Consider the following 26,832-nt stretch of genomic DNA (forward strand, 5'->3'; position numbering starts at 1 on the left):
GACGTTATCACGCTTTGTCGTTCCGATCCCACACTGTTCAACACCCCTCCGTCATCCTGACGAAAGTCAGGACCCAGGATACCAAGGGCAGCGTCTCGTGGCTCTGGGTCCTGACTTTCGTCAGGATGACGGCGGTCGCTTATGTCGAGCCTCGTCGGTCACTCGGAAGCCGGGTCGCGGACGGTACCGGCCGGCGTCTTCCCCGCAATCAGATCCTGATAGCATCCTTGCGCCTCGGGCGCCGGCCCCCGTCGCGCCGGCAGCGCCTCGACCCGGATCACCCGAACCCGGTCCTCCATCGCAAACGTCAGCACATTCCCGATCCGCACCGGGCAATGCGCGCGATCGATCGGCCGGCCGTCGATGCGCAGATGCCCCTTCTCGGCGATCGCCTGCGCGGCGCTGCGCGTTTTCGCGAGCCGCACGAACCACAGGAACCGATCGATCCGCATCGCGCCTTCAACCATGGCGGACCAGTGCGGCAAGCCCGGCAAACGCGTTCTGCCGCGAAGGATCGATCGGCGTCGGAGCCACAGCCCGCGCCGGGGGCCGCCCACGCCAGACCCAGCGCGGCGTGTCCCCCGCCAACGCCTTGAACCCGAGTTCGGCCATCAACCGCTCCAGCGACGCCGCATCGACGCCGATCGAGGTGGCCAGCGCCGGATCGGGTGCGAATGGCGTGCGGCCCTGCCGCGAGTCGTGCGCCACCCGCGCAATGCGCTCGATCAGGTCGATCCGGACCGCCTGGAGTCCGAGCGGGCGGAACCCCGCCTCCAGAACAGCCCCCTCGCTGCCACGCGCCAGTACCGTCGCGCCATCGCGCGGGGCGGTGATCGTCACACCGCGAGCCGCCGCGAGGATACGCCGCCAGCGCGCCGATTCGGGCTTGAGCAACCGCGCGTCGAACAGGTCGAGCGCGCCAACCGTAATCCCGATCTTGCGCAACCGCTTGCGCTCCTCGGGATCGATTGCGTCGAGCGCCAGCCGCATCGGCAACCGCGGCAAGATCCCGCCGGCCTCTTCGATCGCACTCGCGACCGCGCGCAACGCCGGCGTGGCGTTCGGATCCCGGCTCAATTCGGCGAGGTGGACCAGCACCGCGATCCGCCGCTTCAGCATCCCCGCGAGCCACAGCGCCAGCCGCGCCTCGATCCGCTCCCGCGCCGACTTGTCGAGGCAATCGAGCGACCGATCGAGGATCAGCTTCGGCCGCGCGAACGAAGGCCCAGCACCAAGCTTGGCGACCGGATGTCCCGCCCAGATCACCTGCGCCACATCGTCGAGCGCGATATCGGCGTCCGGCGCATCGACCAGCGACTGCCCGCGCCGCGACCGCTCGCCGGTAAGCCGCTTTTCCGCCGCCGCCAGCAGCAACCGCTTGTCGCTGGCGCGTGCATCCGCCGCGACGGTGAAGCGAAACCCGTCGAGCCGACCGATCGGATGATCCTCGACCATCACCTCGCCCTCGGGCCCGATCACCACCGGCAGGGCGCCCGCATCCGCGCCGATCTGGCGCATCAGCGCGGTCGTGCGCTTGTCGACGAACCGTTGCGTCAGGCTGGCGTGGAGCGCATCCGACAGGCGTTCTTCGAGCGCGGCGGTACGCGCTGCCCAGAGCGTCGGCTCGGCCAGCCAGTCGGCGCGCTGCGCGATATACGCCCAGATCCGCGTCGCCGCGATACGCCCGGCGATCACCGGCACGTCGCCCGCCACCGTATCGAGCCGCGCGATCTCGTCGGCGAACCACTGGTGCGGGATATGCCCGCGGCCTTCGCTCAGATGCCCGAACAGCCGCGATACGAAACGCGCATGCGGATCGAGGCCGACTTTGCGGAAATCCGGAACGCCGCATGCTGCCCATAATCGCGCGACCATCGCCGGGTGCCGTGCGCGTTCGCGGACCCAGCCCTCCTCCGCAAGCCGCTTCAAAACCCCCAGATCGAGGGCTTGCGGCGCGGCGCGCAAAACGCCGGCGGGCGGACGCGCTTCCAGGCTCGCGACCAGCGCATCGATGCTGGAGAAATCGGGCTCGCCCTGCCGCCAATAGAGGTTCTCGAGTCGCGGAAACCGGTGCTCCTCGATCGCCAGCACTTCCTCGGGGAGGAACGCGCCCGGCCCATCGTCGGACAGCGCGCCGAACGTGCCGTCGCGCTGGTGTCGCCCCGCACGCCCCGCGATCTGCGCCATCTCCGCCACCGTCAGGCGCCGCTGGCGCTTGCCGTCGAATTTGTTGAGGCTGGCGAACGCGACATGCGCGACGTCCATGTTGAGCCCCATCCCGATCGCGTCGGTCGCGACCAGATAATCGACCTCGCCCGCCTGGAACATTGCGACCTGCGCGTTGCGAGTCCGAGGGCTGAGCGCACCCATCACGACGGCTGCGCCACCGCGCAGACGCCGCAGCATCTCGGCAACCGCGTACACCTCCTCCGCAGAGAACGCGACGATCGCCGAACGCTTGGGCAACCGGCTGATCTTTTTCGCGCCCGCATAGGTCAGCGTCGAAAAGCGCGGCCGATTGACGATCTCAGCGCCGGGAACGAGCTTCTTGATCATCGGCCGCAGCGCTTCGGAGCCGAGGATCATCGTCTCCTCGCGCCCCCGCGCGCGCATCAGGCGATCGGTAAAGACATGGCCGCGCTCGGGATCAGCGCCCAGTTGCGCCTCGTCCAGCCCGACGAACGCGACGTCGCGATCGGGCATCGACTCGGCGGTGCACAGGAACCAGCGTGCGTCGGGCGGCACGATCTTCTCTTCGCCCGTCACCAGCGCAACGCGGTTCGCGCCCTTGATCGCCACCACGCGGTCATAAACCTCGCGGGCGAGCAAGCGCAGAGGAAAGCCGATCATGCCGCTGGAATGCGCGCACATCCGCTCGATCGCGAGGTGCGTCTTGCCGGTGTTGGTCGGGCCGAGAACCGCCGTGATCCCGTCGTTCGCGCCGTCGTTCATTGCAGCAACATCGGGGGTAAAGTCTGCGTGCGCAATGACCTGCGCAGAGTTTCCTCGGTATTAACGATCCGGCGCCAAGACCGCACATCTCGCCGCGATCCTGGCGATGCGCACACACCGGTTAATTTGACTTTAGCAGGTTGCGACCACAACGACCGCCTGACGCCGGGGGGACCGGCACCATCGGGGCGGGCCTGCGTGTATCTTCGTAACGATCAGGGCTTCGAATTGGCGGGCACGGCACCGGGCCAGGTGTTCGGTCGCGCCCTCGCGTCGCCTCTGCCCCAGCCGACAACGCGGGCGTTGTTGCGCGACCGCGCGACGCGGATCGACTGGGTGCCCGATCTGGGTGCGCGAGTCGGCAGTGTCGACTGGTGGCGCGGGTTCGCGACCTGCACCGCGCTGTGTGTCGCGACCTGGATGCTGTCGCCGGGGTTCAAGCCGCTCGTCGGTGCCGTGCCGTCGCCGCTCGCCGGTGCGGAGTGGGAGGAGACGCGCGCTCAGGGCATCGCGTCCTTGGCGCAGGGCGCGACGACCGGGCGGCGGATGGCGGCGAACGATCTCGTCGCGCCGCTCGCCGACGTGCCCGAGCGCCCCAGCATCGACCTCTCCGCGACACTCGGCGACGGGGACAGCTTCGACCGGGCGCTGATCCGCGCGGGCGTCGGTCGCAACGATGCCGAGGCCGCCGCGGCGCTAGTCGCGCAATCCGTCGATCCGAAGGCGATCCCGGCGGGCACGCGGATCGCACTGACGCTCGGACGGCGGCCGGACCGGACCGTCGCGCGGCCGCTGGAAAAGCTCGATTTCCGCGCGCGGTTCGATCTGGCGCTGTCGCTCGTGCGCGGTGCGGGCGGGCTGACCGTGGACCGCAAACCGATCGCGATCGACTCCACCCCGTTGCGGATCCAGGGGCTGGTCGGCTCAAGCCTGTACCGCTCCGCGCGCGCGGCCGGCGTCCCGGCCAAGGCCGTCGAGTCGTATATCAAGGCGATCTCGACGCGATTGTCGATCGGTCGCGACGTCACCGCCGCCGACCGTTTCGACCTGATCGTCGAGCGACAGCGCGCTGCGACCGGCGAGACCCGGGTCGGCGACCTCCTGTTCGCCGGGATCGACCAGGGGCGCCATAAAGTGCAGCTCGTCCGCTTCGCCCCCGATGCGGGCAATGGCGACCTCGACGACGAAAGCAGCCGCGGCGGCTGGTTCGACGCAGCCGGACAGACCGAGCGACGCGCCGTGTCTGCCATGCCGGTCATCGGGCGCATCACCTCGAATTTCGGTCTGCGCGTGCACCCGCTGCTGGGATTCACGCGGATGCACAAGGGCCTTGATATCGGCGCGCCCTACGGTTCGCCGATCCACGCGATGACCGACGGCATCGTCACGTTCGCAGGGCGCACCGGCGGCTACGGCAATTTCGTCAAGCTGGTCCACGGCGGCGGGATGGCGAGCGGCTATGGTCACATGAGTCGGATCGCGGTGACGTCGGGGACGCGCGTCCGCGCGGGCCGGGTGATCGGCTATGTCGGCTCGACGGGCATGTCGACCGGCCCGCATCTGCACTGGGAAGTGTGGAAAAACGGCGCGGCGATCAACCCGCGCACGGTCTCGTTCGCCAGCGTCGCGCAACTGTCCGGTGGCAAGTTGCGTGCGTTCAGCGCCAAGGTGGCTCGGTTGTTGGCGGTGCGGGTCGGCGGGTAGCGTACGTTCATGATGCACTTGATGCGAAAGTCACAAGTTTTGCATCAGCGCCGCGGCAAAAGCAGTGCGGTCGGCAAATGTCCCACTTGCAGCCTTTCATGCCTCGTGAGACGATCCCGGCATGGCGCTTTGTTAGGGGTTTTGCAGTGAGGAACGCTGGAACCATGTTGCAAGCGACAGCGCCGCGTTGGACGTGGATGCGCCGGTTGGCTCCGTTGATCGTGCCTCTCGCGGTAATGCCTCTTTTTTGGCATTCGGACAGGATGCATTGGGTGATTTGGAGCTTGGGCGCCGCAGGCGGTGCTTTGCTATTGATTGCGTCCTTCATTGGAGAACGACGTTCTCGTAAAGGACGTTCGTCTCCGAGTTGAAGCGAACCTTCTGCAAACCAGTCGGTCCAGCCGTTAGCAATGCAAAACGCACAAGTTCTGCATCCCACGCGAATTAATCGGTCGTGTTCGACCTTCATACCCGAAGCCGCCCTGTCCGGTTTTCAACGCCATACGTCCCTAACGAGACGTCGCTATTTCCCCTGCGCACGCCAGCGCTGGATCGTGCGGGCGATGATCTGCTCCTCGCCGCCGACGTCGCGCCACAGTTCGGAGAACAGCGGGTCGCCCGAGGCGGGGCGCTTGGCGTCCTCGAGATCGTCGAACGAGACGCGGATCGGGATCGTCACGCCTTCGCCGCAGATGATACATTCGCGGTTGCGCAGCGCGGGGATCGAATCGAGGAACCCGCGCGCGCCTTCGGGCATCGCGGCGCGGACGAACGCCTGATCGCGGTCGTTGTTGAGACGCATGGCGATGATCGTGCCGCACTGCGACAACACCCCCTCCGCGAGATCGGACGGGCGCTGCGTGATGAGGCCGAGCGACACGCCGTATTTGCGGCCTTCTTTGGCGATCCGGCCGAGAATCCGGCCGACCGCGGTGTCGGTGTCCTGGCCGGCGGGGATGTAGCGATGCGCCTCCTCGCACACCAGCAGGACCGGGCGCTGTGGTTCGTTGCGCGACCAGATCGCGAAATCGAACGTCATCCGCGCCAGCACCGCGACCACCACCGCGGTGATGTCGGACGGCACCCCCGAGACGTCGATGATCGAGATCGGCTTGCCGTCGCCCGGCAGTCGGAAGATACGCCCGAGGAACGCAGCCATCGTATCGGCGACCAGCATCCCCGAGAACATGAAGCCATAGCGCGGATCGGCCTTGATCTCGTCGATCTTGGTCTTGAGGCGGAGATAGGGGGCAGTGTCGCCGGCACGGTCCATCTTGCCCATTTCCAGGCTGATGATGTTGGTCAGGTCGCTGAGCAGATACGGGATCGGCGCATCGACCGTCAGCTTGGCGATTTCCTGGCCGAGCCGGCTTTTCGCCTTCGCCATCAGCAGGCATTTGGCGAGGATGTCGGCGTCGAACTGCCGTGCGGAGCCGCTGCTGGTCAGGAAGACCTCGCAATGCTCCTCGAAGTTCATCAGCCAATACGGCATCTGCAGGTTCGTGACGTCGTAGATCGCGCCGTTGGTCTTGAACGCCGCGGCATATTCGCCGTGCGGATCGATCATCACGACGTGGCCTTGTGGCGCCAGTTCGCAGATCCGGTGCAGGATCAGCGCGGCGCCGGTCGACTTGCCGGTGCCGGTCGAGCCGACGAGCGCGAAATGCTTGCCGAGCATCGCATCGACGTACAGCGCGGCACGGATGTCCTTGGTCGGATAGACCATGCCGACCTCGATATTGGCGCGGTCGCCGGCGGCGTAGATCTGCTTGAGGTCGGCACTGGTGACCGGAAACACCTCGCACCCCGGCATCGGATAGCGGGTGACGCCGCGACGGAAGGTGTAGAGCTTGCCGGTCAGGCGTTCCTCGTCGCCCTCGCCGAGATAGTCGATCTCCGCGGCGATGCAGGTGCCGGCGCTATCCTCCAGCTTGAGCGAACGGATGTTGGCGACCAGCCACGACGTCCCGATCCGCATCTTGATCTGGCTGCCGACCTGGCCCGCGGCGGCGACGACGGGATCGGAGTCGTTGGACAACGCGACGATCGATGCGCGATCCAGGAGTACCCGGCTACTCGATCCGGCGATCGCGTAGACCACGCCGATCGGGGTGGTCGCCTGCACGCCGGCCAACAGGTCGTTCAGCTGCGTACCGGCAAAAGGCCCGGCCAAAGGTGAGGCATCGTGAAACGCGTTCGAGCCCGGCATTTCCGTCATTGTTCGTGGACCCCGCTCATCGGACCGACGCTATGTCGTCAAAGGCGTAAATATCCGGTGAGGATGGAGAAATTCCTTACAGTTTGCGCGCGATCCAGCCTGCGGCCCAGCCCAGGAACACCGACAGCGCGACCGCGACCAGTCCGTAGACGACCGACGAACGCTCCGCGGCGCGCGCGACGAATCGTTCGAACCCGGATTTGCGGATGTCGATATCGCGCACCGCCGCCGCCAGCACGCGGCCGTCGCGGATCAGGAACGTCTCCGCGGTGAAACGGCCGACGGGCACGCGGGCGGGGATCGTGACGCGCGCGCGGTACAGCACGTCGTCGGTGATCTCGACCGCGCGCGGCGCCTCGTAATACAGGCCGGCACGGCGCTTCAGGTCGACCAGGCCCTTCTGAAACCGGTCCTGTGTATCGGTCGGTGCACTGGAGGCGGGGGACAGTTGCAGGCTGTCGAGCCCGAGTTCGTAGATCGCCCGCGTGCGATCGTCGACCAGTCGCCCGATCGGCTTGGACGAGGCGATCGCGTAGAAGCTCGGGGCGGAGCGATAGCGCAGCCGCGACGCGTTGACCCAGATGCCCGCGACCTTCTCCTTTTCGCGCATCAGGATCGACTGGGTCGGGCCCTTCACGACGACGACGATATCGGTCGGATGCTCGCCGCTCGGCAGGCGGCCGCCGGGATACAGGATCGCGCCGAACAACAGCAGCTCGGCGCCGGTGAAGCTGTAGGCAATCTCGATATTGCGCTGCGACACGTCGGGGACGAGCACGGGCTTGGCCTGCGCCATCATCAGCGGCGCGAGCAGGACGAGCCAGGCGGGCTTCAGCGCTCGGGTCCCAACCCTCACGAAAGCGTGACCGAGAAGATCTCCTCGGGCCGCCAGACCAGGCCGAGCAGGATGCGGGCGCCGACCAGCAGCACCATCACCGCGAGCGCGAGGCGGAGATATTCCGGTTTGAACTTGGTGGCGAACCGCGCGCCGATCTGCGCACCGACGACCGAGCCCAGCAGCAACAGCCCGGCGAGCACGATGTCGACCGCCTTGGTGGTGGTCGCGTGGACCATCGTCGCGACCGCGGTCACGAACAGCGTCTGGAACAAGGACGTGCCGACCACTACCGATGTGGCCATGCCAAGCAGGTAGATCATCGCCGGGATCAGGATGAAGCCGCCGCCGATCCCGAGCAGGATCGTCAGGATGCCGGTGCAGAAGCCGAGCAGCAGCGGTGCGAGCGGCGAGATATAGAGGCCGGACGCATAAAAGCGCGTGCGCAGCGGCAGTGCGGCGACCAGCGGGTGATGACGCCGCTTTCGGGCTTTCGGCGGGCGGCCGGTCCGCGCGCGACCGATCGTGCCAATCGATTCCTTCGCCATGAGGCCACCGATCGAGCCGAGCATGACGACGTAGACGATCGCGATCACCGTATCGATCTGGCCGCTCTGCTGGAGCAGGCGGAACAGCCACGCGCCGAAGAACGAGCCGAGGATACCGCCCGCGACGAGGACGCCGCCCATCTTGGTATCGACGCCCTTGCGGCGGAAATGCGCGAACACGCCCGAGACGCTGGCGCCGGTGACCTGGCTGGCGGACGAGGCCGCAGCGACGGTCGGCGGGATGCCGTAGACGATCAGCAGCGGGGTGGTCAGGAAACCGCCGCCGATCCCGAACATGCCCGACAGCAGCCCGACTCCCCCGCCGAGCAGGATGATCACGAGCGCGTTGACCGACAGGTTGGCGACGGGGAGATACAGGTCCACGCACACGCGTTACACCGGAACCCGGCGGCGCGGCTAGGCTGTCTTAAAAGTCGCTGCCGATCGACAGGGCAGGGCCGGAACCGGGACGCGCGGCGCCGGCCACCCTTTCGCGCCAGTCGAGTGTGAGACGCAAGGATTTGCCCGCGATCGGCACGCCGACGACCAGTGACGGGCCGATATCGAGGCGTTCGGTGCCGCGTTGCGCGCTGCCCCAGATCCCGACCCCGATATCGATGCGCGCACCCGCGACATGGCCGAGTGGATGCGTGATCCGCGCTGACGCGTCGACGAACTTTTCGACGCCGTCGCGAGCTATGACGCCGGCTTGGCCGTAAGCCTCGATGCGGACGCCGGGCGCGATATCGGCGGGACCGTAGCCGGCAATGATCCCCAGGGTCGGGCCGCCGCGACCGCCGTCGAGCACGAACCGCTGCTCGGCGATCAGGCGGATAGGCAGCGTGGTGGGTTGCCATTCGACGCCGAGCGCGGCTTCGCGGCCTTTGCCCCGCAATGGCGCCGCAAGACGCGCGGCCAGCGCGAACTGGCGGCGTCCTCCCAGCGCGTAGGTCAACCGCACCCCGCCTTGCGAGGCGCCGAGCTGACCGCCCGACACCGTGCCTGCGGGGCCACCGCGTACGAGCAGCCACGCGCTGCCGTTCAATCGCTTTGCGTCGCGCACGCGCGCTGGCGGTGCGAACGGGGACGGTAGCGGGACGATTTGCCGCTTCCACTTAGGGGGAGGCGGGGGCGGAGGCGCCAGAAACCGGAGATCGGTCCGTTCGGGAATGTCGGATGTCCGCGCACGGGCGAGGACGGGCAAGCTCGTCGTGAAGATCGGTGCGTTATTCGGCGCGGCGATGCGGCTGATCGTCCCCGGGAAATACGCACGGACCGCGACCACGCCGCCCGCCTCGTCGGTCGCAACCCGCGCGAAAATGCCGCGTGCGCCGAGTTCGGCGAGGCGCAGGCCAAGCTCGTATTATCCCGCGCAACCAGTTATCTTGAGTCGCAATAATTCTGGGCCGGTGTCACCCCGTTTTTCGCGACATCGACGCATATAACTTTGAACCTGCACAGTCTGGCGTTGCCGTCGGAATAACATTCTGCGAATTGGCCTGAGCGATACGGTAAATCCCGTTCGTGGGGCGTCGTAACCCACTGTTTCGTCGATCTGGTCGAGTTTCTCGGCCGGGTGGCCGACGCACATGTCCAGGGTTCTGCCTAAAAGCGGCGGCGCCTTGTGCGACGTGCAGGGTTACGAACGCCCGGCTTTGGCCGGGCATCGCCTCCAAATTACAACGGAGGCGGCGATGCATTCTAGACAAGCTTTACAGGCAACCGAGCGGCGGGAGGAAGCCGTTGACCTGCTAGTGGCAGTTTTGACCGCCTTTGGACGCGAGGCGTTATCCTCCCAAACTTCGCCGATCACGCCAACTGGCCGCTCTGTTTTCGGCGTACTTGCGGAACGAAAAGGAGCATTTTTCCGTCCTGTACCGTTTGCGCGAGCTGATCTCGCTACGCTTACCTGCTCTTCTCCAGGCGCAGTGAGTGCGGCTAGCCCCACCAGCCCAGGTTGAACGGCACGCCGGCGCGCCAGTAGCGGATGGTGATGAGCGTCGCGAGCGCCAGCCACCACAGGCCGAAACCCCACAGGCAGAGCCCGGCGACGACGCCGATCCCTTGCGCGACGGTACCGACACCGACCAGCCCGTGCGCCGCGAGGATCGCCGGCGCATCCGCACCAAGCACCAGCATACCCAGCGCCCCGGTGCCGATCGGCCCCAGCGCGAGCCAGGAGGATGCCGCCATGCTCTCGTGCGGGAGCTTATGAAGCGCCATGCGTAGGATCAGAATGGCGAGGATGCCAAACGCGACCGGCACCGAATAGGCCCACAGCACATACGAGGTCGCGAGCGTCACGATCTGCGCGTGGGGATCGGTCAGATGCGGCGCGAGCAGCCCGCCGCTGGCACCCGCCACTTCCGCTGCGACGACCGGCAGCAGCCATACCGCGGTCATGCCGTCCAGGCTGTGCTCGTGGCGGGTGAACATCAGGTACGGGATCAGCACGCCGCAGGCGAGCGACATGGCGACGTCGATCCACCATAGGACCTGCGCGACGCCAACAATGCCGTCCCCGAACCGCACGATGCCGAAGGCTAGACAGCCGTTGATGATCGTTGCGAGGCCCATAGGGATGGTCCCGATGAACATCGATACGGTGTTGTGCCCGAAGATGCGCCGCGCCTCGTGCCCGAACATCGCCCAGCGCGCGCCATAGAGTCCGGTAAACAGCGCGAAGAGGGCGATGTTGAAGATCCGCAACGAACCACGGGCAAGCCCGGCATAGTCCGCCAGCATCGTCTCGGCATGCGCTGCCCGCCCCAGCACCGCGCGCGCTTCCTCCAGAAAGCCGCGGCCTGCTTCGGTAAGCTGGATGCCACGCCCGACACGGTGAAACAGAGGAACCCCGTAGCGCGCTTCGAGGGCCGCGACCGCGCCGGAGGCAGCGGACTGCGTCACGTTCAGCACCTCCGCTGCCTTGGTGACGTGTTCGCGCTCGGCGACACCGACGAATATTCTGAGCTGCTCCAGGGTCATGCAGCTTATATCGCGCAATCTTATCGATACGACCAACCGTTTGATCTGTTTATTTCAATCTGGATATCGGAACGATCGGTAATCCTTCGTCTGCGATAGTCTTGAAGACTTGAAGCGATCCGCGCGCTTGCGGCGTTGGTTCGTCCATGACTGATATGATCGAGCGCAAATCCGAGCCCTACAACGCCGAGCCGACGCCCGGCGCGCTGATCGAGCGGTTCCTGACGCCGCAGGCGCTGTTCTACGTGCGCAGCCATGGTGCGGTGCCTGATCTGCCTGCCGATCACCGGATCGAGGTCAGCGGGATGAGCATGGAAAGACGCTCCTTCTCGGTGGAGGAATTGAAGAGCGCGTTGGCCACGCGGACGGTGACGGCAGTTCTCCAGTGCGCCGGCAACCGGCGCACGGATCTTCAGCAGGTCGCAAAAACGTCCGGCGACCCGTGGGACGTGGGCGCGATCGGCAATGCGGAGTGGACCGGCGTACGACTGTCCGACGTACTGGATGCCGTCGGTGCGCCGGATGCGTCCGACCTGTTTGTGGCGTTCACCGGCGCGGACGAGGTGGACGTCGAAGGCGAGGAAGCATCGTTCGGGGTCTCGATCGCCATGGACAAGGCGCGGCAACCCGACGTCCTCATTGCCTGGGCGATGAACGGCGAGCCGCTGACGCCCGAACACGGCGCACCGCTCCGCATGGTGGTGCCGGGCTATGCCGGGGTGCGGAGCGCCAAATGGCTGACACGGATCGAGGTGCGTGACACGCCATCCGACGCACCGATCCAGGCGCACGACTACAAGCTCTTTCCTGCCGATGTGACGAGCGACACCGCCGACTGGAGCCAGGGTCTGACCATCAATGCCATGCCGCTCAACGCCGCGATCTGCGCGCCCGGCTCTGGCGAAGCCCTGCCGGCCGGGGAGGTGCGGATCGAGGGCTATGCCATCGCCTATGATCGCCGCGTCTCTCGGGTCGAAGTGTCGGTGACCGGTGGTCGCGACTGGCAACAGGCGACGTTCGCCGATGATCCGGAGACGCACTGGGGTTGGCGGCGCTGGACCCTTGACGCCACGCTCGCCAAAGGTCGCCAGCACCTTGTCGTGCGCGCCTTTGACGGGGCTGGACAGGGACAGCCCGAACGGCCGGACACGATGTGGAACTTCGCCGGCTATCTGTGCACCGCCTGGCATCACGTCCACGTGCTGGTCGAATGATCGAAGCGTTAGCGGCATCGGACATCGGCTTCTGGATCGATGCGATCGGCCGGCTGGTGATTGCGACCGCGGCCGGGATGGTGCTCGGCTGGGAACGCTCGCGCGAGAACCGGCAGATCATGGGCTTGCGGACGCTGGGTCTGGTCGGCCTGGCGAGCTGCATCGCCGTGCAGGCGATCGTGCACAGTGGCTTGCCGAATGTGAACGCCGATGCCGCAGGACGGGCGATGCAGGGCATTCTGTCCGGCGTCGGCTTCATCGGTGCCGGCGCTGTGCTGCGGGTCGGCCAGGGTCAGGAAGTGCATGGGCTGGCGACCGCCGCGTGCATCTGGGTGACAGCCACGATCGGCGCGGCAGCAGGGTTGGCGGTGTGGCCGCTCATCATCGGCGGGTTGAGCCTTGCGATGCTCGTACTGTTCGTCGGCGCTCCGCTCGAACGTCGCATTCGCGAGCGGGCCAGGCTGACTCCGGCAGAGGCCGACCGGAAGGATGCCGAGCGCAAGCCGTGATCCCGCTGGTCCGCCCAGTGCCTGTCGGCGCTGAGAACCGGCCAGGCGCTATCAGGACACAAGCGCCGCATCGGCCTGGCGCCGGACCTCGTTGGCGATCGGATGCAGCTCGGCAGCGGGGCGCTCCCCCACCACACTATAGCCGATCCCGTCGACCGCCCATGTGACCCGGCCCATGGTCCCGCTGGACGTGCTGGTCATGCTTGCGCTCTTGTCGATTTGCATGGGCCTCGTCAGCACCGCGAGCTTCGACGCTTGCGGTCCATCATAAAGGAGCAGCGCCGCAGGGCCGTGGGGCGTCGCGACCAATCGCCCCCCGCCATAGCGGTAACCCGCTGTGCTGAGGTCCGGGATGGTCACGCGCTCACCCAATCGAGCGGAGGTCCATCGGATCAGCATGGCGCGCTGGTCGGGGCCGATCTCCGCTGGTCGTATCCGGTCGGCGGCATAGACACGGAAATTGTCACTCGCCTCGTTGGCCAGCGCCGCGATACCCGCGCGGGGTTCGCCACTCCAACGCGCGCTCGACCAGCCCCCGCCAAACCCGACCGTCAACAGAAGCGACGCGGCGATGGCGAGTTGCCAACGCGGTTGGCGTTGCCGTCCCCTGATGGCTGCAACGCGCATCGTCGCCGGGATAGGTTCATCCGCGATCGGGGCGAACAGGGATGCAAGGGCTCGCGCCTGCTCCGCCTGCTCCCGCAAACGGGCATGCATGTCCGGCTGGCCTTCAAGGTAGGCGTCGACCAGACGCTGCCGCTCGGGCGACAGCCTTCCATCGATCCACGCGGCCAGATCGTCTTCTCCGATCGGGCTGGTCATCGCACACTCCTCAATCGCGGCCGTTCACCCTCTCGGATGAGTGTCGCCAGACGGTCGCGCCCCCGCGATATTCGCGACATCACCGTTCCCAGCGGCACTCCGACGACGGCAGCGACTTCCCCATATGACAGACCTTCGACCGAGATGAGCAGCAGCACCGTCCGCTGCTCCTCGGGCAACGCATCAAGGGCGCGCAACAGGTCGCGGTGGTGCAGACCCGTGTCCTGATCGGCCGGGCGGCCGAGCGCAGCGTCGTCTACGAGGTGGAGCGGAACCGCCGTACCTCGCCGGATATGCTGCCGCCTTTGATCGATCAACAGGTTGTGCAGGATCGCATAAAGCCAGGGGCGAACCTCCGTGCCACGCCGCTGCCGCCAGCGCCCGACCGCGCGCTCAAGGCAATCCTGCACCACGTCATCCGCCATCGCCTGATCGCGCAACCACGACCGGGCATAGCGACGCAGACCAGGGATCAGTGATTCGATCGCGGCGGCAAGCGGGTCCATTTCAGTCGCGCTGCACCTGCACGATGCGGCCCGGCGCACCATTTACCACCTCAGCTACCGCCAGAAAACGCCGGGGTGCCGCGGTGCTGCCTTGAACGATCTGCCGGATCGGTCCCGACGCATTGACGATCGCCGCACCTGCCGGGTTGCTCATGAAGTTCGCAAGCGGCTCTACCGCACCGCTGCCGTCCGCATTGGCGGTCAGCACGAGCATGTAAGGCTTTTTGGGCTGTAAACCGGTAACGGCACTCTGCACCACCTGAATGATACCCTGGTCGAAGAGGGTAATGCTGCTTGCCGCGCGGCTGCCGCCAACCGGCCCCATATTCAGATGCAACGCCTTGCCGGCCGTGCCGAGCGGTTGAAGATTGTCGGTGCCGGGGCCTGTCGGAACAGCGTTGGGGACATAGGCGATCGCCTGCGGTGCCTGTCCGACCGGCACGGTGGCAACGACCTTGTTGCCGGCGGTGTCGATCGCGGCAAGTTCATCGGCATTCTCCAGCCCGATATAGATGCGCCGGCCGTCGCCCGATGGCCAGACGCCGTGCGGCATCTTGCCGACCGGGATGGTGGCGACAAGCGCGAAGTCGGACGTGCGGAACACCTTCACCGCGTTTTCCCCGCCCACCGTGACATAGGCGAACTGTCCCCTGACCGTGCGGGCGAAGTTGACGTGATTGGTGATCGGTCCGGTATCCAGCACCTTGAGGATCGCGAAAGGCGGCCTGGCATCGAATGCGACCGTCTTGCCGATGTCCTTCAGCGTGAACCACACCTGCTTGCCGTCCGGCGTCGCGGCGATGTTGGGACAGAACGGACTCGGCTGCGCCACCTGTCCGACCTGCGCGTGGGTTGCAACATCGAACACGGCCAGCACCGGATTGAACGAGGAACAGACATAGCCGTATCGGCCATCGGGAGAGAAGATCGTCATGCCCGGACCACCGGGCGTCTTGATGCGCCCCGTCTCCTTGTACGTCGTGGGGTCGAGCACGGCGATGTAATCCTCGCCGCGTACCGTAACCCACACCTCCTTGCCGTCCGGTGTGAAGAACGCCTCATGCGGACTGCGCCCGACATACGTCGTGTGCTTGACGGTGTTGGTGGCGGTGTCGATCCACGACACGGCGTTGGATCCGATCGACACGACCGCCAGTGTTTTCCCGTCCGGCGAGAAGCCGAGGCCGTGAACCAGCACCTGCCCCTTGTAGAGCGGGGAAAAATTCATCGGCTGCGGATCGCCGAGCTTGATGACGCCGAGCAACCTGTTGTCGGCCGGGTCCGTCACCGACACCGTGTTGGAGAATTGTTCGGATGCATAGACGCGGTCGCGGTGGCTGACAGGCACGTCCTTGGCGTTCCACGGCGCCTGCTGGGCCATGGCAATGCCCGGTGCGGCGCTCATCAGCAAGGCGGCCGAGCGCAGGAAGGTCCGGATCATGTCAGTGCTCCATATGGCTGTGGTGGTCGCCGCCCTGCGTCGGGGCTGGCGTCGAACGGGGTAGCGGCTGACCGATCGCCAACTTCATGGCGGCGATCTCCTGCTGCTGATCGATGATGATCTCCTGCGCAATGCGCTTGAGCTGCTCGTTATGGCCGTAGCGCAGCTCTGCCACCGCCATATCAATGGCGCCCTGGTGATGCGGAAGCATCATCGCGACGAAGTCGCGGTCGACGTCGCCGGACGGCTTGACCATCATGCCCGCCATCATCCGGTCCATCGCGGCAGATATCATGCTGGCGTATCCATCGGCGGGGGCGGCCGCGACTGCGCCGGTGAGCAGAACCGAAGCGGTCAGACCCAGCATCCAATTTCGTCTACGCATAAGCCTCCGGCGCATCAGTCTCGAAAGCGTAGACGACGCCCGTCGGGGTTTATTCCATGGGTGAGCCAATTATTGATCCTCAGCAAAACAATGGTCTCATCGTGACCCTGCCGTTGGTTGACCAGGTCGCCGTCGGACAGCATATGCTCAGGCAAGGCGATGGATTTCCGCCGGGCCATTCGGCCGAACCGCCCTCGCAAGGGCCGATGATTCCTACCAGGCGCCGCAAGGCAGCAAGGAGGAATCGTGCGCGCGACATTTCGCAATCTCTACGACCAGTTCAACATGGCAGCGTTCATTCGCGATCGCCGCACCCATGCCATGTCGGTGCTGCGGTGGGCTTTGATCCTGATCCCGATGGCCGCAACGGTGGGAACGCTCTGCGCAGCCTTCCTGTGGAGCCTCGATGCCGTGACCCGGCTTCGCTTTGCCTTTCCCTGGCTGCTCTACCTGCTGCCGATCGGCGGGTTCATGGTCGGACTGCTCTACCATCTGACAGGGCGCTCGGTCGAAGGCGGTAACAACCTCATCGTCGAGCAAATCCATGAACCAGGGGGCGGTGTGCCGCTGCGCATGGCCCCGCTCATCTTCTTCGGCACGGTCGTGACGCACCTGTTCGGGGGATCGGCGGGGCGTGAAGGCACCGCCGTGCAATTGGGCGGCAGCCTTTCCAGCGGCTTCGGCCGCGCACTCAAGCTGGATGCGGAAGCGACACGCATCCTGCTGATGACCGGAATCGCGGCGGGCTTCGGCGCGGTCTTCGGGACGCCGATCGCGGGCGCGGTCTTCGCGCTGGAGGTCCTGGCGATCGGCCGGGTCGAGTATCGTGCGCTAGTGCCATGCCTGGTCGCGGCACTGGTGGGTGACTGGACCTGTCTTTCCTGGGGCATTCATCACGGCGCCTACCTTGTCGATGCGACAGTGCCGGTCGACGCTCTAATTGTCATCAAGGCTGGCGTCGCGGGCGTCGTATTCGGGTTGGTCGGACTAGCTTTTGCGGAGGCCAATCATGCGCTTGGCGGATGGCTGAAGCGCATGGTGCCTTATGGCCCACTACGACCCGTCATCGGGGGCGTGGCCGTGATCGCACTGGTCGGGCTGTTCGGCACGCGGGACTATCTCGGTCTGGGCACGCTGGCGGCGACGCCGGACGGCCTGACCATCGCCAGCTTCTTTGGTCCCGACACCCATCCATGGAGCGGGGCGTTGAAGCTGCTCTTCACCGTCGTCACCCTGAGCACTGGCTTCAAGGGCGGAGAGGTGACACCGCTGTTCTTCATCGGCGCGGCGCTCGGCAATGCACTCGCGCCCATGTTCGGAGTCCCGACGGGGGTCTTCGCGGCGATCGGCTTCGTTGCGCTGTTCGCGGGTGCTGCCAACACGCCGCTTGCCTGCACGTTCATGGGGATCGAGTTGTTCGGGGCGGCCTATGCTGTGCCGATCGCGGTCGCATGCTTCGTCGCCTACCTTTGCTCGGGTCATAACGGCATTTATCTGTCGCAGCGCGTCGCAGTCCCCAAGGTGCCTGCTGCGCACCTCACACCCGATGCGACCCTGCGTGATGCCCGCACGCACGGTGCTTCCCGCCGACGCTCGCGCGTCTGATCCTGCTTCCTATCGAAAGGCCCGTTATGCCTGATCGTTTCAACGTCCAGCACCGCGAGGTTGGAATGCTGCGCATCTATTTGAAGCCGTCTGACAAGGTCGGCCCACGTCGCTTCTGGGGTGCGAAACCTTTTTATCGCGAGCTGATCCGCACCGCGAAGGCGGACGGCATCATCAACGCCGTCGCGCAGAACATGCATTACGGCTCCAGCAATCGCGGCCCAGCGGCTTTCAACCGTTCCGATCCTGAAAGCTGACTGGCAGGAAAGTCCCCAATGTCGGTCACCACGGTCCGCGCCGGAAGCGAGGTGAACAAATGGCCGCTTCCGGGAAAGCGCTCGGTCAAGCTGAACGTCGGGAACTGGGTCGGGAGCCGTCCGGCAGCTGTCGGTCAGGCAGACCCAGTTGGCGACCTTCGCGGCGCCTTTAGCGCGCCCCGAAAGCGGCCGCTGGTTCACGTGCTGCTGGGCAGCTGGAATTGGGCCGCAAGCAGACTGGCGGCTTGTGATCAATCGAAGTGGCAGAAGCAGACATTAGCAGTGGTGCGCGACTAGCTCTGACCGGATCGGCGGCCAGTATCTCGTTGCAATAAACTCGGACATCTTCGACCGACTGACGCTGCCGGCCGCGTCCGATAAGCAAGCGCGTGTGCTAATCCACGCGTCTATCGGACGATGGCGAGCAAGGCGGATTGTTCGGCTTCAGATTCGACTGACGTCAGGCTGCGACAGCGACGATCTTTGGACGTTCGCGATATCCGTGGCGGGCCGTATTGTAGCGCGTCTTGCCGCCCGAGGTCCGCTCCAGCTCGATCGTGATCAACTCGTCGGTCGGAAACGCCGGGCTCATTTCGAGCGCGAGATAGTCGAACAGCGCTCTGTCGTGGACCGCGACGATGATCTGCCGCCCATGCTCCTTTGACAGGGTCCGCAGCAGCGCCGCGAAATGCGCGATGTGGACGTCGTCCATCGACTGGACGGGATCGTCCAGGACCAGCCAAGGCAGTTTCGGCTGCACCGAGAGGTGGAGCGCCAGAAAAAGCGTCAGCGCGGCGGTATTGAGGTTGCCGGAGCTGAGCATCACGCCCGGAGAGCCGCCATCGTTCCCGGAACGGTGCATCGTGCGGAGGACAGGCCGGATCCGGCCACCCTTTCCGACGGGCACGTCAAACACCGGGACGAACTCCTCGTCAGGCGCCAGACGCACGAAGAGATCCCGCCAAAGCGTGTTCAGCTTGTCGTTGAACACCTCCGCGACCACCCTCGTGCGAGCTTCGGCGGCCGCGTCAGCGATCCTCCCGACGCTGCGGCGGATCGCCGTGGTCGCGCGGAAGGCGTCATCTGCACGCTTTTTAGCCGAGACCTGCGACCGCAGCTTCGCATCGAGCTCGACTCGCTCCGCAGTCATAGACGTGAGCTCCCGCTGCACAGTCGACGCTATGGTTTCCTGCTCGATCCAGGCCGTCAGGCGCGCGCGTCGTCCCCCCAATTCCCGGGTCATAAAGGCCAGCCGGTCAGTCGAGGAATTCGTCCGTGCGGACACGATTCCCAGCTGATCCTCAAGCGCCGCGACGTCTTTGGACAGCAGGTCGTCCTCGACGTCGGAACGCGACCAACCCACGGCCAGTCTGACAGCCTCCGCCTGCTGACGAAGCAAGGATCCGCCCTCCCTCGCGATTGAAAGCAGCTCAGACGCCTCCGCGACCAATCCGGTTAGCGCGGCTGCAGCTGCCTGATCCTCCAACCGCCGACTCTCGCTCGGCAGCTGTGCAACGAGCAGCTCACGTTCGCGACCGATCTCGGCGATCGTTGCTGTCAGCGAGGTCCGCCGACCCGTAGCCTCCGCCAAACGCGAGGCGGCGGACGTGATCAACTGGATTCGCTTACGCACAGCTTCGGCGAGCGGCGTCTCGGAGACCTCCCCGTAATCTCGCCCACACACAGGGCAGTCGTCGCCATGGATGTGCGGAATGACGGTCGACAGCGCAGCCGCCAGATCGGGAGCCTGGCGCCCGAGTTCGGATATCTCGCGGTCGAGATCATCCGTCGTGGTCTTCGCCGAAACCAATTCGTCATCCAGCTCCTTCAGCCGGCGCTCCGCATCCTTAGCCTTTGCGACTGCCGCAGCTGCCGCGTTCGAAAGCGTCTTGAGCTGGTTCGCCAGGCGGGCGATGTCGGCGCCGACATCTGCAGTGATGCCGGTCGGGACATCCGGGACGTGACTGACCACTGCAAGCAGAAGGCGCTGGATGCGGTCGGAATTGGCCGTAAGCCAGTCCGCTGCTTCGGCTTCCCTCCTTCGTGCCGTGGCAACGACCTCCTCGCGGCCGGCGCCAGCGCGATCGGCTCGGATCCGGGCGGATGAGCGCGTCAGCTCCTCGATGCGCCGGATTTGGTCGTCAAACACCGAGACGGCCAATCTCGTCGACTCCGCAGTCTGCCCCTCTTCACCGCCGATCTCGAGCATTCCGGCCCGGATTCGATCCAGCCGTTCCCGCACATCCGCGATCCGCGCGTCGAGCCGCTTAAGATCTAAAGTGGCCTCCGCGACGGACCGCGCCAAGGCCTCGCGCCGGTCCTCAAGCGTCCGATAGGTCGGCGCCAGCGGCCTGAGATTTCTGGCGTCTCGGGCGGGCTGTAAGCCGCGCTGCAGAGCGTCGAGCCGATCAAGGCCCAAGAGTTCCGCCGCGAACTGGGACAGCGGCGTGTCGATGCTTGCGTCGTCGCCACCGTAGATCGCAAGGAGCTGGCTCAACGTGGTCTGCGCCAGATAGCACCGCTCACTGTAGAAGCGTGCCGCCTGCTCGCTCAGCCCACCCTGGGTCCGCGTCGTTCCGCGGGCCAGCCGGATGTCGGTGTCTCGGAACTCGTCACCCAGGCCATCCACGCGCAGGCTGATCAGACCTTCGCCGGTGGTGTAGTTGGCGAGCTCCTTGCGATAGCTCTTGTCGGCACGCTCGAGCGATGGGACCGAGCCCGTGAGCGCAAGCTCGAGTGCCGACAGCAAGCTCGTCTTGCCCGCGCCGTTGTGCCCGTGGATCAGGACCATCGGCGCATCGAGGCGCAGCGACAACGGCGCGTTGATGCTACGGAACCCGTCGATGGCGATCGATTTGAGGCGAGGCCCGGTCATGCGGATGCAAGCCCTGGCGCCGTCGCCGCCTCGATCGCGCGCGCAAGCACGCGCCGGACCTCGTCCTCCCCACGCAGCGACGCCGCGAGCAGCTGCTCTGCGAGGCGGGCATCCGGGGTGCCTTCCATTTGCCGCTCAAGCTGCCCGAGCGGATCAGCCACCAAAGCGTCCTCGCCAAGCCTGGCGTCCAGCGGCAGCAGGACCCGCAGGCGATCGTCAAGCGGCGGCGCGCCATCGGCGCCATCCAGTGTGGCCTTCGACACGGTGAGCACCCGGCACGACCGCGTCATCTCGTCCACGGTCTCCGACGGTATCGGGGGGCCGACGAGAATCGCCGTCACGACCACGCGCCAATTGGCGACGTCGAGCGCCATTGTCAGCGCCTCCAGCCTCTGGCGCGTCCGAACCCCGCGCTCACCGATCGCCTCCTTGTCGTCGGTATCAACGACGACGACGAGGTCGGAGCCGCGTTCCTTCCTGCCAGTGAAGACCGCCGGGAAGTCGAACGTAACGGACGCCACCTTGAACCGACCGCCGACGCGCTCGTAGTTAGCCTTCTCCAAACGTTCGCAGACGCGCGTCACAGGGCCGCTTGTCACAGCGCAGCCTCCTCGAGGAACCGTTGCTCAAGCATGCCCAAGTCTACGCTTTCGCCGATCAGCTGTCGAACGCTGACGTGCCGCGCACCGGTCGAAGCGATTCCGCTTGGCGACCGTCGCGAGCGCAACGCGGTGCGCATATAAACCTCGTTGCTGTGCACGATGATGGTGTCCTTGTCGTCGAGCGCGCCGTCGGCCGCGAGCTGCAGCACCGCATCGGAGCCGCCTACGAATGTTACCTTTTTCGCAGTGGCATTGTCGTATGCCGCCTTGACGACGAGCGCGCCGTCCGCAGCGCCTCCGTCGGTAGTCAACACTGAGGCTTGCCCGGATTTTACGAGACGACCGATCAGCGCCAACGCGGTGGCGGCCTCGTCGAGGCCCGACTGCGCTAGGTTCCCGTCACCCATCATGGCGGTCCTGCGAAGCGGACTGATGCCCGCGTAGGTCTGGGAGCCGACCGGCGGAACCTCGCCCTTACGGAAGAGTGCCACTGATCGGCTCCAGGCGGCGATGGCGGTGGTAAGGAAGACGCCCAGCTGCTTCCGGTCGGCCGGTGCCCCCATCGCCGAAAGGTCCCGCAGATGCTCGATTCCGAGGAGCAGGTCCCCCCGCTCCTGGGGCTGCAGACCCGCCGTGCACCGCTCGGCGAGCGCGCATAGCTTGTCGGCGACAACGTGGAATGCCAGCGCAGGTAAAGCGGTCCGTGGCCTCGCTCGCAACAACGCGGCGGCAAGAATCTCCTGCTCGTGCGCATCGAAGTCGTCGCCGTAGATCACCTCGAGCACGGTGCGTTGCGGACCACCGAGCTGATCTTCGCAGAAGACGTGCGGCTGGGCCGTCGGTGCTACCGGCCAATGCCAGGCATGCACGGCCTTCGCCCTCGAGAAGACGTCCTTCAGGTTGCCGTCTTGGAGTGACAACCCGACGACCAGTGCCCGGCGGTTTGTAGCCATCCGCACGACCTCGCGCCGAAGCGGATCGTCAACGTTCGGCCAGTCGATGATGTCGCGTTCCGCGCCCACGAGGAACGGCCTGAACGCATCGGGGTCCGCCATGCAGGCAACGGCGCAGCCATGAAACTTCAGTAGCGTGGCGGCCGCGACGGGCTCCCGGATATCGTCCGGGTTGACGACCTTGCGCAGGATGCCCTGGCGACCAGTAGCACTCAGGCGATCAACGGCTACCTCGATGAGACCGTCCCAGTTTCCGGACGCGATCTCGGTCACAGCCCCTTCGAGCACCAGCAGGGCGATGGAAAGGTGCTCAACGTCGGGATCGTTCAGCGAACCATATTTTTCACGGACGTCGACCGCTGCCCAGAGAAGGTAGTCTTTTTCCTTTCCCGGCACCCTAAGGTTCAGCATCTCCGAATATCGGTTGCGCAGGCCCTCCGCGATCGCCTGCGCATCGGGCCAGGCGTTGAATGCGACGTCCAGTGGCAGTGCTTGCACAGCTGCTTGGTCCATCCCGAGCAGTTCACGCATGATTCGCTCAAGGGTCGCGCGGTATGGGTCGCCAGCATCGGTGGGATCGAGTTCGGAGCGGAGATGCTCGATCAGGTCCGCTGCCAACACGGCTAGGTCGGGAGCCCTCTCCCGGGAAATCCCCGAACCCACCCATAGCGCGAACTCGCCTTCCGCAACCGCCTTGGCGACCGCGGCGAAATGCTCCTCGATCAATTCAAGCGTGCCGTGAAGGTCGACGGTATCCGCCGGTATTTGATTCAACGCTACTATGGTCGAGCCCCGATCGTTTAATTTCCGCAGTCAGACCTTCAGTTAGCCACAGAGAAGTTCGGCACTCAACATCTTCGTGCGCCAATTGTAACGGGTGAAAATCGCCACCGGAATGGACTGATCTTCGACGCGCCTGCCAAGTTCGCTCATCAGCACCACCAAACTGCGAAGCACCGTGCGAGACTCGCCGGCGAAAGCCGACGTTCCGCCCACCTTCAGCCGCCCTGCTCTGACCCCGATCCTGGCGATTTGAACATGCGCCTCGGCGTCTTGCGGTAGAAGTCGAACTGGTACGCCGAGGATCGCCGGGGCCGCAGCCTCACCCAGGGATCCTTCAACTCGTCGGCTGAGAACCTGTTGTCGATGTCGAGCCCGGTCTTGCTCTCGTCGACGAAGAAGTCACCCGGCCCGAGATCGTCGAGTTCGTAGCCATTCGCGAAGATCCTGATGCGGCGCACCTTCCTTGCGAACGAGCGGCTCACGAAAGGCAGTGTGTCCGCATCCTGCAGGTCGCGCAACTTGATCCCGCGCTCATGCGGGAAGCTGACGCCGTGCCGCTCCTTGCGGTAGCTGATCGTGATCCCGGCCACCTCGTCAATCCCGACCGAGCTCCCGCCGCCATGGGTCTCGAACGCGGGCAGCTCGGTCGTCGGCCCATCGACGTCACCTTCCCCATCGGTGGCTCCCTTATCGCCCTCGGCCCCCAGTTCCGCGCGTCGCAGCCGTTCCATGTCGAACCTCCTCTCCCACTGGGCGAATGCGATGCCGTGACGGATGCCTGCAACCTGAGGGGTGAACGGGGTGTCAGTGGCCTCCCGGAAACGGTTCGACAGGTCGGAGGAGCCGAACAGTATCGCCCAGATCCCGTTCGTGACCTCGGTCAGATAGACGAGCATGAAGGCTCGGTAGTGGCCGATCTCGTTGGCGGGGTAGGTCCGATCCAGGTCGAAGCGGACGTGCAGCCCGGTTAGCAGATCCCCGGCCTCTGCCAGGAAGGTGAGCCGCGCCAGCGCCTCGTCGACGCGCTGGAACCCCGTCGTCACCACGGCTTGGATGCCTTCGCTGTACTGCGCGAGGAAGCTCGCCTGCTCGGCCTCGGAAAGCGGTATCCGCAGGTGCTCGAAGCGGATGAAGAAGCCGGAAGGTTGATCCAGCGCGATGCGGAGCCGCTCGCGGTCGATAACGTCGCAGTCGCTGAACCCATTCGCCCGTGCGTGGCGCTCCATCTCATCGCGGTCGCCTGCGGTTAGGGCGACGTTGGTCATGAACACAAACATCGCGTCCGCCCGGTCCAGCGGCGCCGCAGCAACGTCGGCCTCGAACTTCTTCCTGATCTTACGGCGCTCAGGCGCGGAGTCGCTGGCGCGGTTGACGAAGCCTATCGCGCCGAACGCGCGGCCGCCAGCCGAGAGCTTCGCCTCCAGGTCGCGGCCGCCGTCGGGACCACCGGCCGGCTGGCGCGGCCTGACGTCAATGAACCGTCGGTCTGTCGCGAGGATGGCAAGGCACATGCGCTCGCGGGCGAGCTGATTGCCGTCGAGATAGCTTCGCAGGTGCTGGTCAGTCTCGAATGGCATAAAGTCACTCTGATCGCCTCATGCCTTGAAAGGCAACCTTTTGATCGAACGTCGCGACCGCTTTCGGCCTACAGAGCCAGCGATCCTAATGATCGGAATTGGGGCGCATAGCTGCCTACCGACCGACCCTGAATGAACGGCCGCTACCGCCTCCGCTTTCTCCAAAGCGGTTAGGCGGCTCTCCACCATTTCCAGCAAAAAGGATCAATATGCGGATGTAACAACCAAACTGTTTTGACGCCAAGGCGGCATAGCGAGTTATGCCCTTATCGCCGTTTGGCTGCAGCCTTGACGCTGCGCTGACGTGGCTTGTTGTGTGTCGTAGAAGAGTTGGCGTCAGCCTTCGTTTCTCCCACAGCCGTGGTCTTCGGGGCAGGGACCGGGGCTTTGATTTCTGGGCAAGCTGGACGCGGTAAGGGTTAGGACAACTGGCTTTTCGATCAACTCACGTCGGACTGCCTTGATAACCTCACCGATCCATTGGGCGGCATTGAGATACGTGCCGTCTCTGCTCGACCAGCCCTTCAGGTGGCATGCCATCCCTAGGTCTGGCCGCCAAAACTCATCAGTTGCGATTCGGGCTTTGACTGAAAGGCACCAACTTCACCGCCAAAGTGCCACTTCACACCCAGTTTTCGGTAAGGACCTGGGGTCCATGCAATAATTATGTTGATTATAATTGTTGATAACGCCCCGATTTCAAACCGATTTTATTCTCGATCGGCATAACACTTTTGACGCTATAATGGGGCTTATCTTGAGCTCGTGATAATTCGTAATCCTCGGTCAGGCTGGTCGCGTCGAACGGCTCTCCGCCGCGCGCCTGGGCGATCATCGCCAGGACCTCGGGCGCGATCGCGCAGCCCGTCCCCGCCAGCGGCATCCCGGCACCGAGTGCCGTGCGCACGATGATCTGCTTGGCATGCGATTCAGCGGGATGGGCGTTATCGCAACTGGAGGCGCGACGGCAATTTACGCCCATTAGCAGACATCGCCCTGTTCGGTTATGATGCCACATGGCAACACTTCTGCATGAATATTGGGAGGGCGACGACGGGGCTGAGTTCGCCGTCGTGAGGCAGCGTAATGACGAATTGAGACCCGCAACCATGCCGAACGCGCGCTTTGTTTTCAGCGTTTTAGCGGACTCATGGCATCAAGCTATGCAGCTTCAATACGACGAATTGGACTTTGGCACCTATGAGCCTGTGGCAGGCGCGGAATACTTTTATTCCGACGAAGAAGCCGCCGAACAGCAGGCGTATCTCAAACGACGGAACGTCTGGTAACCACCAATCCCGGCCATTCCGCTAACGCCCATACCTGGACCTTCATGCCGGCGATCCGGGATCCCGATTTCAGCCATTCGTTCATTTGAATCGGTAAATGGGGTCACCACTTATCCATCGGCACGATCCTCGAGAGAAGGTTTCAGCAACCACTATGAGATAGGGGGCGTTCATGAACGCCGAAAACCGTGCAGTGACGCTCAAGGCAAGCAGGCTGAAGCTTCTGCCGCAAGCCATTGTGCTCGTAGCATTTCTGCTTCCCTTTGCGCTTTTAGCCATAAGTTGTGGCCATACGCTGGTCGGCAAAGATCACGTGGAACTCGCCGATCTTTCTATTTTAGCAATTTTGACAGCTATGGCACTTCTCTTCGTGTGGCTTGAAGTGCGCACGCTTCGTCGTTTAGTTCATTCTGATTTGCTCACCGTGACTATGGGTGGCGTGGAACTAATATTACAGCGAACGAGGCTTTACCATTCTTGGTCGGATTTGGGGGAACCCGTATTGCAGCGCTTAAATGGTAAAAGTGCTGCCCGTTCGATAGTCTTGCCCCAACGCAGCGGCGGCAATCTAGTCATAGCGGCCGAGGACTATGCGCATGAGCCCGGTGATATATTGGTAATCCTCAAACAGGCTAAGGCCGGGTTGTTAATAGAACCGGCCCAAAAGCCATCGAACGCAATCTATGTGTTTCTGGCAATTCCGGCTTCGTGCATCACGCTTGGCATTTCCATTATCGGCCTAGTGTGGATTACTTTTAGATAACCGATCAAT

Annotated in this window: 24 protein-coding genes and 1 riboswitch; of the genes, 8 read left to right on the forward strand and 16 right to left on the reverse strand. The window is 64.8% G+C overall.

The window, feature by feature from the left end; genetic code table 11:
• Nucleotides 1-158 precede the first annotated feature (158 nt).
• Both C8J44_RS13440 and C8J44_RS13445 read right to left on the reverse strand, forming a co-directional pair.
• A complete protein-coding gene (locus tag C8J44_RS13440; protein WP_259466862.1) occupies nucleotides 159-467 on the reverse strand; it encodes an RNA-binding S4 domain-containing protein in 309 nt (102 codons plus the stop codon).
• Entirely contained in the window at nucleotides 460-2,952 is a 2,493-nt protein-coding gene (locus C8J44_RS13445) for a helicase-related protein (protein ID WP_121904934.1), read from the reverse strand. The genes C8J44_RS13440 and C8J44_RS13445 overlap by 8 nt, the downstream gene beginning before the upstream one ends.
• Before the next feature lie 198 nt (nucleotides 2,953-3,150).
• Here C8J44_RS13445 and C8J44_RS13450 point away from each other — a divergent pair, with 198 nt between their 5' ends.
• The gene (locus C8J44_RS13450) at nucleotides 3,151-4,656 is read left to right on the forward strand and encodes a M23 family metallopeptidase (RefSeq protein WP_259466863.1); all 1,506 of its coding nucleotides are present in this window, start codon (nucleotides 3,151-3,153) and stop codon (nucleotides 4,654-4,656) included.
• 523 nt (nucleotides 4,657-5,179) lie between these two features.
• On the opposite strand, the gene C8J44_RS13455 is transcribed toward C8J44_RS13450, so the two are convergent.
• From C8J44_RS13455 to C8J44_RS13475, 5 genes are all read right to left on the reverse strand, one after another.
• Nucleotides 5,180-6,874: an ATP-binding protein gene (locus C8J44_RS13455; RefSeq protein WP_121904936.1), complete on the reverse strand. Its 1,695-nt coding sequence runs from the start codon at nucleotides 6,872-6,874 to the stop codon at nucleotides 5,180-5,182.
• Nucleotides 6,875-6,950: 76 nt separating this feature from the next.
• The gene (locus tag C8J44_RS13460; RefSeq protein WP_056054789.1) at nucleotides 6,951-7,670 is read right to left on the reverse strand and encodes a TIGR02186 family protein; all 720 of its coding nucleotides are present in this window, start codon (nucleotides 7,668-7,670) and stop codon (nucleotides 6,951-6,953) included.
• Nucleotides 7,671-7,726: 56 nt separating this feature from the next.
• Nucleotides 7,727-8,641, reverse strand: coding sequence for a sulfite exporter TauE/SafE family protein (locus tag C8J44_RS13465; protein WP_056053938.1), 915 nt, complete (start codon nucleotides 8,639-8,641; stop codon nucleotides 7,727-7,729).
• Nucleotides 8,642-8,684: 43 nt separating this feature from the next.
• Entirely contained in the window at nucleotides 8,685-9,542 is an 858-nt protein-coding gene (locus C8J44_RS13470; protein ID WP_121904937.1) for a hypothetical protein, read from the reverse strand.
• Nucleotides 9,543-10,195: 653 nt separating this feature from the next.
• Nucleotides 10,196-11,242: a LysR family transcriptional regulator gene (locus C8J44_RS13475; protein WP_121904938.1), complete on the reverse strand. Its 1,047-nt coding sequence runs from the start codon at nucleotides 11,240-11,242 to the stop codon at nucleotides 10,196-10,198.
• A gap of 155 nt (nucleotides 11,243-11,397) precedes the next feature.
• On the opposite strand from C8J44_RS13475, the gene C8J44_RS13480 reads away from it, so the two are divergent.
• Both C8J44_RS13480 and C8J44_RS13485 read left to right on the forward strand, forming a co-directional pair.
• Nucleotides 11,398-12,456 carry a sulfite oxidase gene (locus C8J44_RS13480; protein ID WP_259466864.1) on the forward strand — a complete coding sequence of 353 codons (1,059 nt, stop codon included), beginning with the start codon at nucleotides 11,398-11,400 and terminating at the stop codon, nucleotides 12,454-12,456.
• Nucleotides 12,453-12,965 carry an MgtC/SapB family protein gene (locus C8J44_RS13485; RefSeq protein ID WP_055998757.1) on the forward strand — a complete coding sequence of 171 codons (513 nt, stop codon included), beginning with the start codon at nucleotides 12,453-12,455 and terminating at the stop codon, nucleotides 12,963-12,965. Before C8J44_RS13480 ends, C8J44_RS13485 begins: the two co-directional genes overlap by 4 nt.
• Before the next feature lie 51 nt (nucleotides 12,966-13,016).
• Here the strand turns inward: C8J44_RS13485 and C8J44_RS13490 are convergent, their stop codons facing one another.
• From C8J44_RS13490 to C8J44_RS13505, 4 genes are read right to left on the reverse strand one after another with little or no spacing between them, the layout of a single operon-like run.
• On the reverse strand, nucleotides 13,017-13,787 hold the full coding sequence (locus C8J44_RS13490) for an anti-sigma factor (protein ID WP_055998755.1): 771 nt from the start codon (nucleotides 13,785-13,787) through the stop codon (nucleotides 13,017-13,019).
• Nucleotides 13,784-14,293, reverse strand: coding sequence for an RNA polymerase sigma factor (locus C8J44_RS13495; RefSeq protein ID WP_055998753.1), 510 nt, complete (start codon nucleotides 14,291-14,293; stop codon nucleotides 13,784-13,786). The genes C8J44_RS13490 and C8J44_RS13495 overlap by 4 nt, the downstream gene beginning before the upstream one ends.
• A 1-nt stretch (nucleotide 14,294) precedes the next feature.
• On the reverse strand, nucleotides 14,295-15,734 hold the full coding sequence (locus C8J44_RS13500) for a beta-propeller fold lactonase family protein (protein ID WP_056399353.1): 1,440 nt from the start codon (nucleotides 15,732-15,734) through the stop codon (nucleotides 14,295-14,297).
• A gap of 1 nt (nucleotide 15,735) precedes the next feature.
• Nucleotides 15,736-16,101, reverse strand: coding sequence for a DUF305 domain-containing protein (locus C8J44_RS13505; protein WP_200909505.1), 366 nt, complete (start codon nucleotides 16,099-16,101; stop codon nucleotides 15,736-15,738).
• A 164-nt stretch (nucleotides 16,102-16,265) separates the two neighbouring features.
• A riboswitch (Fluoride riboswitch) is annotated at nucleotides 16,266-16,342 on the forward strand.
• Nucleotides 16,343-16,365: 23 nt separating this feature from the next.
• On the opposite strand from C8J44_RS13505, the gene C8J44_RS13510 reads away from it, so the two are divergent.
• Genes C8J44_RS13510 through C8J44_RS18300 form a run of 3 tightly spaced genes read left to right on the forward strand, consistent with a single transcriptional unit; the run spans nucleotide 16,366 to nucleotide 18,278 of the window.
• Nucleotides 16,366-17,724, forward strand: coding sequence for a voltage-gated chloride channel family protein (locus C8J44_RS13510; RefSeq protein ID WP_055998749.1), 1,359 nt, complete (start codon nucleotides 16,366-16,368; stop codon nucleotides 17,722-17,724).
• Nucleotides 17,725-17,750: 26 nt separating this feature from the next.
• Nucleotides 17,751-17,981, forward strand: coding sequence for a DUF190 domain-containing protein (locus tag C8J44_RS13515; RefSeq protein WP_235512280.1), 231 nt, complete (start codon nucleotides 17,751-17,753; stop codon nucleotides 17,979-17,981).
• 18 nt (nucleotides 17,982-17,999) lie between these two features.
• Nucleotides 18,000-18,278, forward strand: coding sequence for a hypothetical protein (locus C8J44_RS18300; protein ID WP_147453200.1), 279 nt, complete (start codon nucleotides 18,000-18,002; stop codon nucleotides 18,276-18,278).
• Between the two features lie 163 nt (nucleotides 18,279-18,441).
• Here the strand turns inward: C8J44_RS18300 and C8J44_RS13520 are convergent, their stop codons facing one another.
• From C8J44_RS13520 to C8J44_RS13540, 5 genes are all read right to left on the reverse strand, one after another.
• Nucleotides 18,442-20,856, reverse strand: coding sequence for an AAA family ATPase (locus tag C8J44_RS13520; protein WP_055998747.1), 2,415 nt, complete (start codon nucleotides 20,854-20,856; stop codon nucleotides 18,442-18,444).
• Complete coding sequence (locus C8J44_RS13525; protein WP_055998745.1) at nucleotides 20,853-21,440, reverse strand: hypothetical protein; 588 nt, start codon at nucleotides 21,438-21,440, stop codon at nucleotides 20,853-20,855. The genes C8J44_RS13520 and C8J44_RS13525 overlap by 4 nt, the downstream gene beginning before the upstream one ends.
• Nucleotides 21,441-21,451: 11 nt before the next feature.
• The gene (locus tag C8J44_RS13530; RefSeq protein WP_055998743.1) at nucleotides 21,452-23,185 is read right to left on the reverse strand and encodes a hypothetical protein; all 1,734 of its coding nucleotides are present in this window, start codon (nucleotides 23,183-23,185) and stop codon (nucleotides 21,452-21,454) included.
• 224 nt (nucleotides 23,186-23,409) lie between these two features.
• Nucleotides 23,410-24,771, reverse strand: coding sequence for a hypothetical protein (locus C8J44_RS13535; RefSeq protein ID WP_055998741.1), 1,362 nt, complete (start codon nucleotides 24,769-24,771; stop codon nucleotides 23,410-23,412).
• A gap of 673 nt (nucleotides 24,772-25,444) precedes the next feature.
• Nucleotides 25,445-25,678, reverse strand: a complete 234-nt coding sequence (locus C8J44_RS13540; protein ID WP_183128840.1) for a hypothetical protein — start codon at nucleotides 25,676-25,678, stop codon at nucleotides 25,445-25,447.
• A 109-nt stretch (nucleotides 25,679-25,787) separates the two neighbouring features.
• Between C8J44_RS13540 and C8J44_RS13545 the strand changes: the two genes are divergently transcribed.
• Together C8J44_RS13545 and C8J44_RS18305 are read left to right on the forward strand one after the other, a co-directional pair.
• Complete coding sequence (locus C8J44_RS13545) at nucleotides 25,788-26,060, forward strand: hypothetical protein (RefSeq protein WP_056054658.1); 273 nt, start codon at nucleotides 25,788-25,790, stop codon at nucleotides 26,058-26,060.
• 172 nt (nucleotides 26,061-26,232) lie between these two features.
• A complete protein-coding gene (locus C8J44_RS18305) occupies nucleotides 26,233-26,823 on the forward strand; it encodes a hypothetical protein (RefSeq protein WP_147453202.1) in 591 nt (196 codons plus the stop codon).
• Nucleotides 26,824-26,832: the final 9 nt, after the last annotated feature.

Origin of the sequence: Sphingomonas sp. PP-CE-3A-406, from assembly GCF_003688625.1 — a bacterium.
Taxonomy (GTDB): domain Bacteria; phylum Pseudomonadota; class Alphaproteobacteria; order Sphingomonadales; family Sphingomonadaceae; genus Sphingomonas.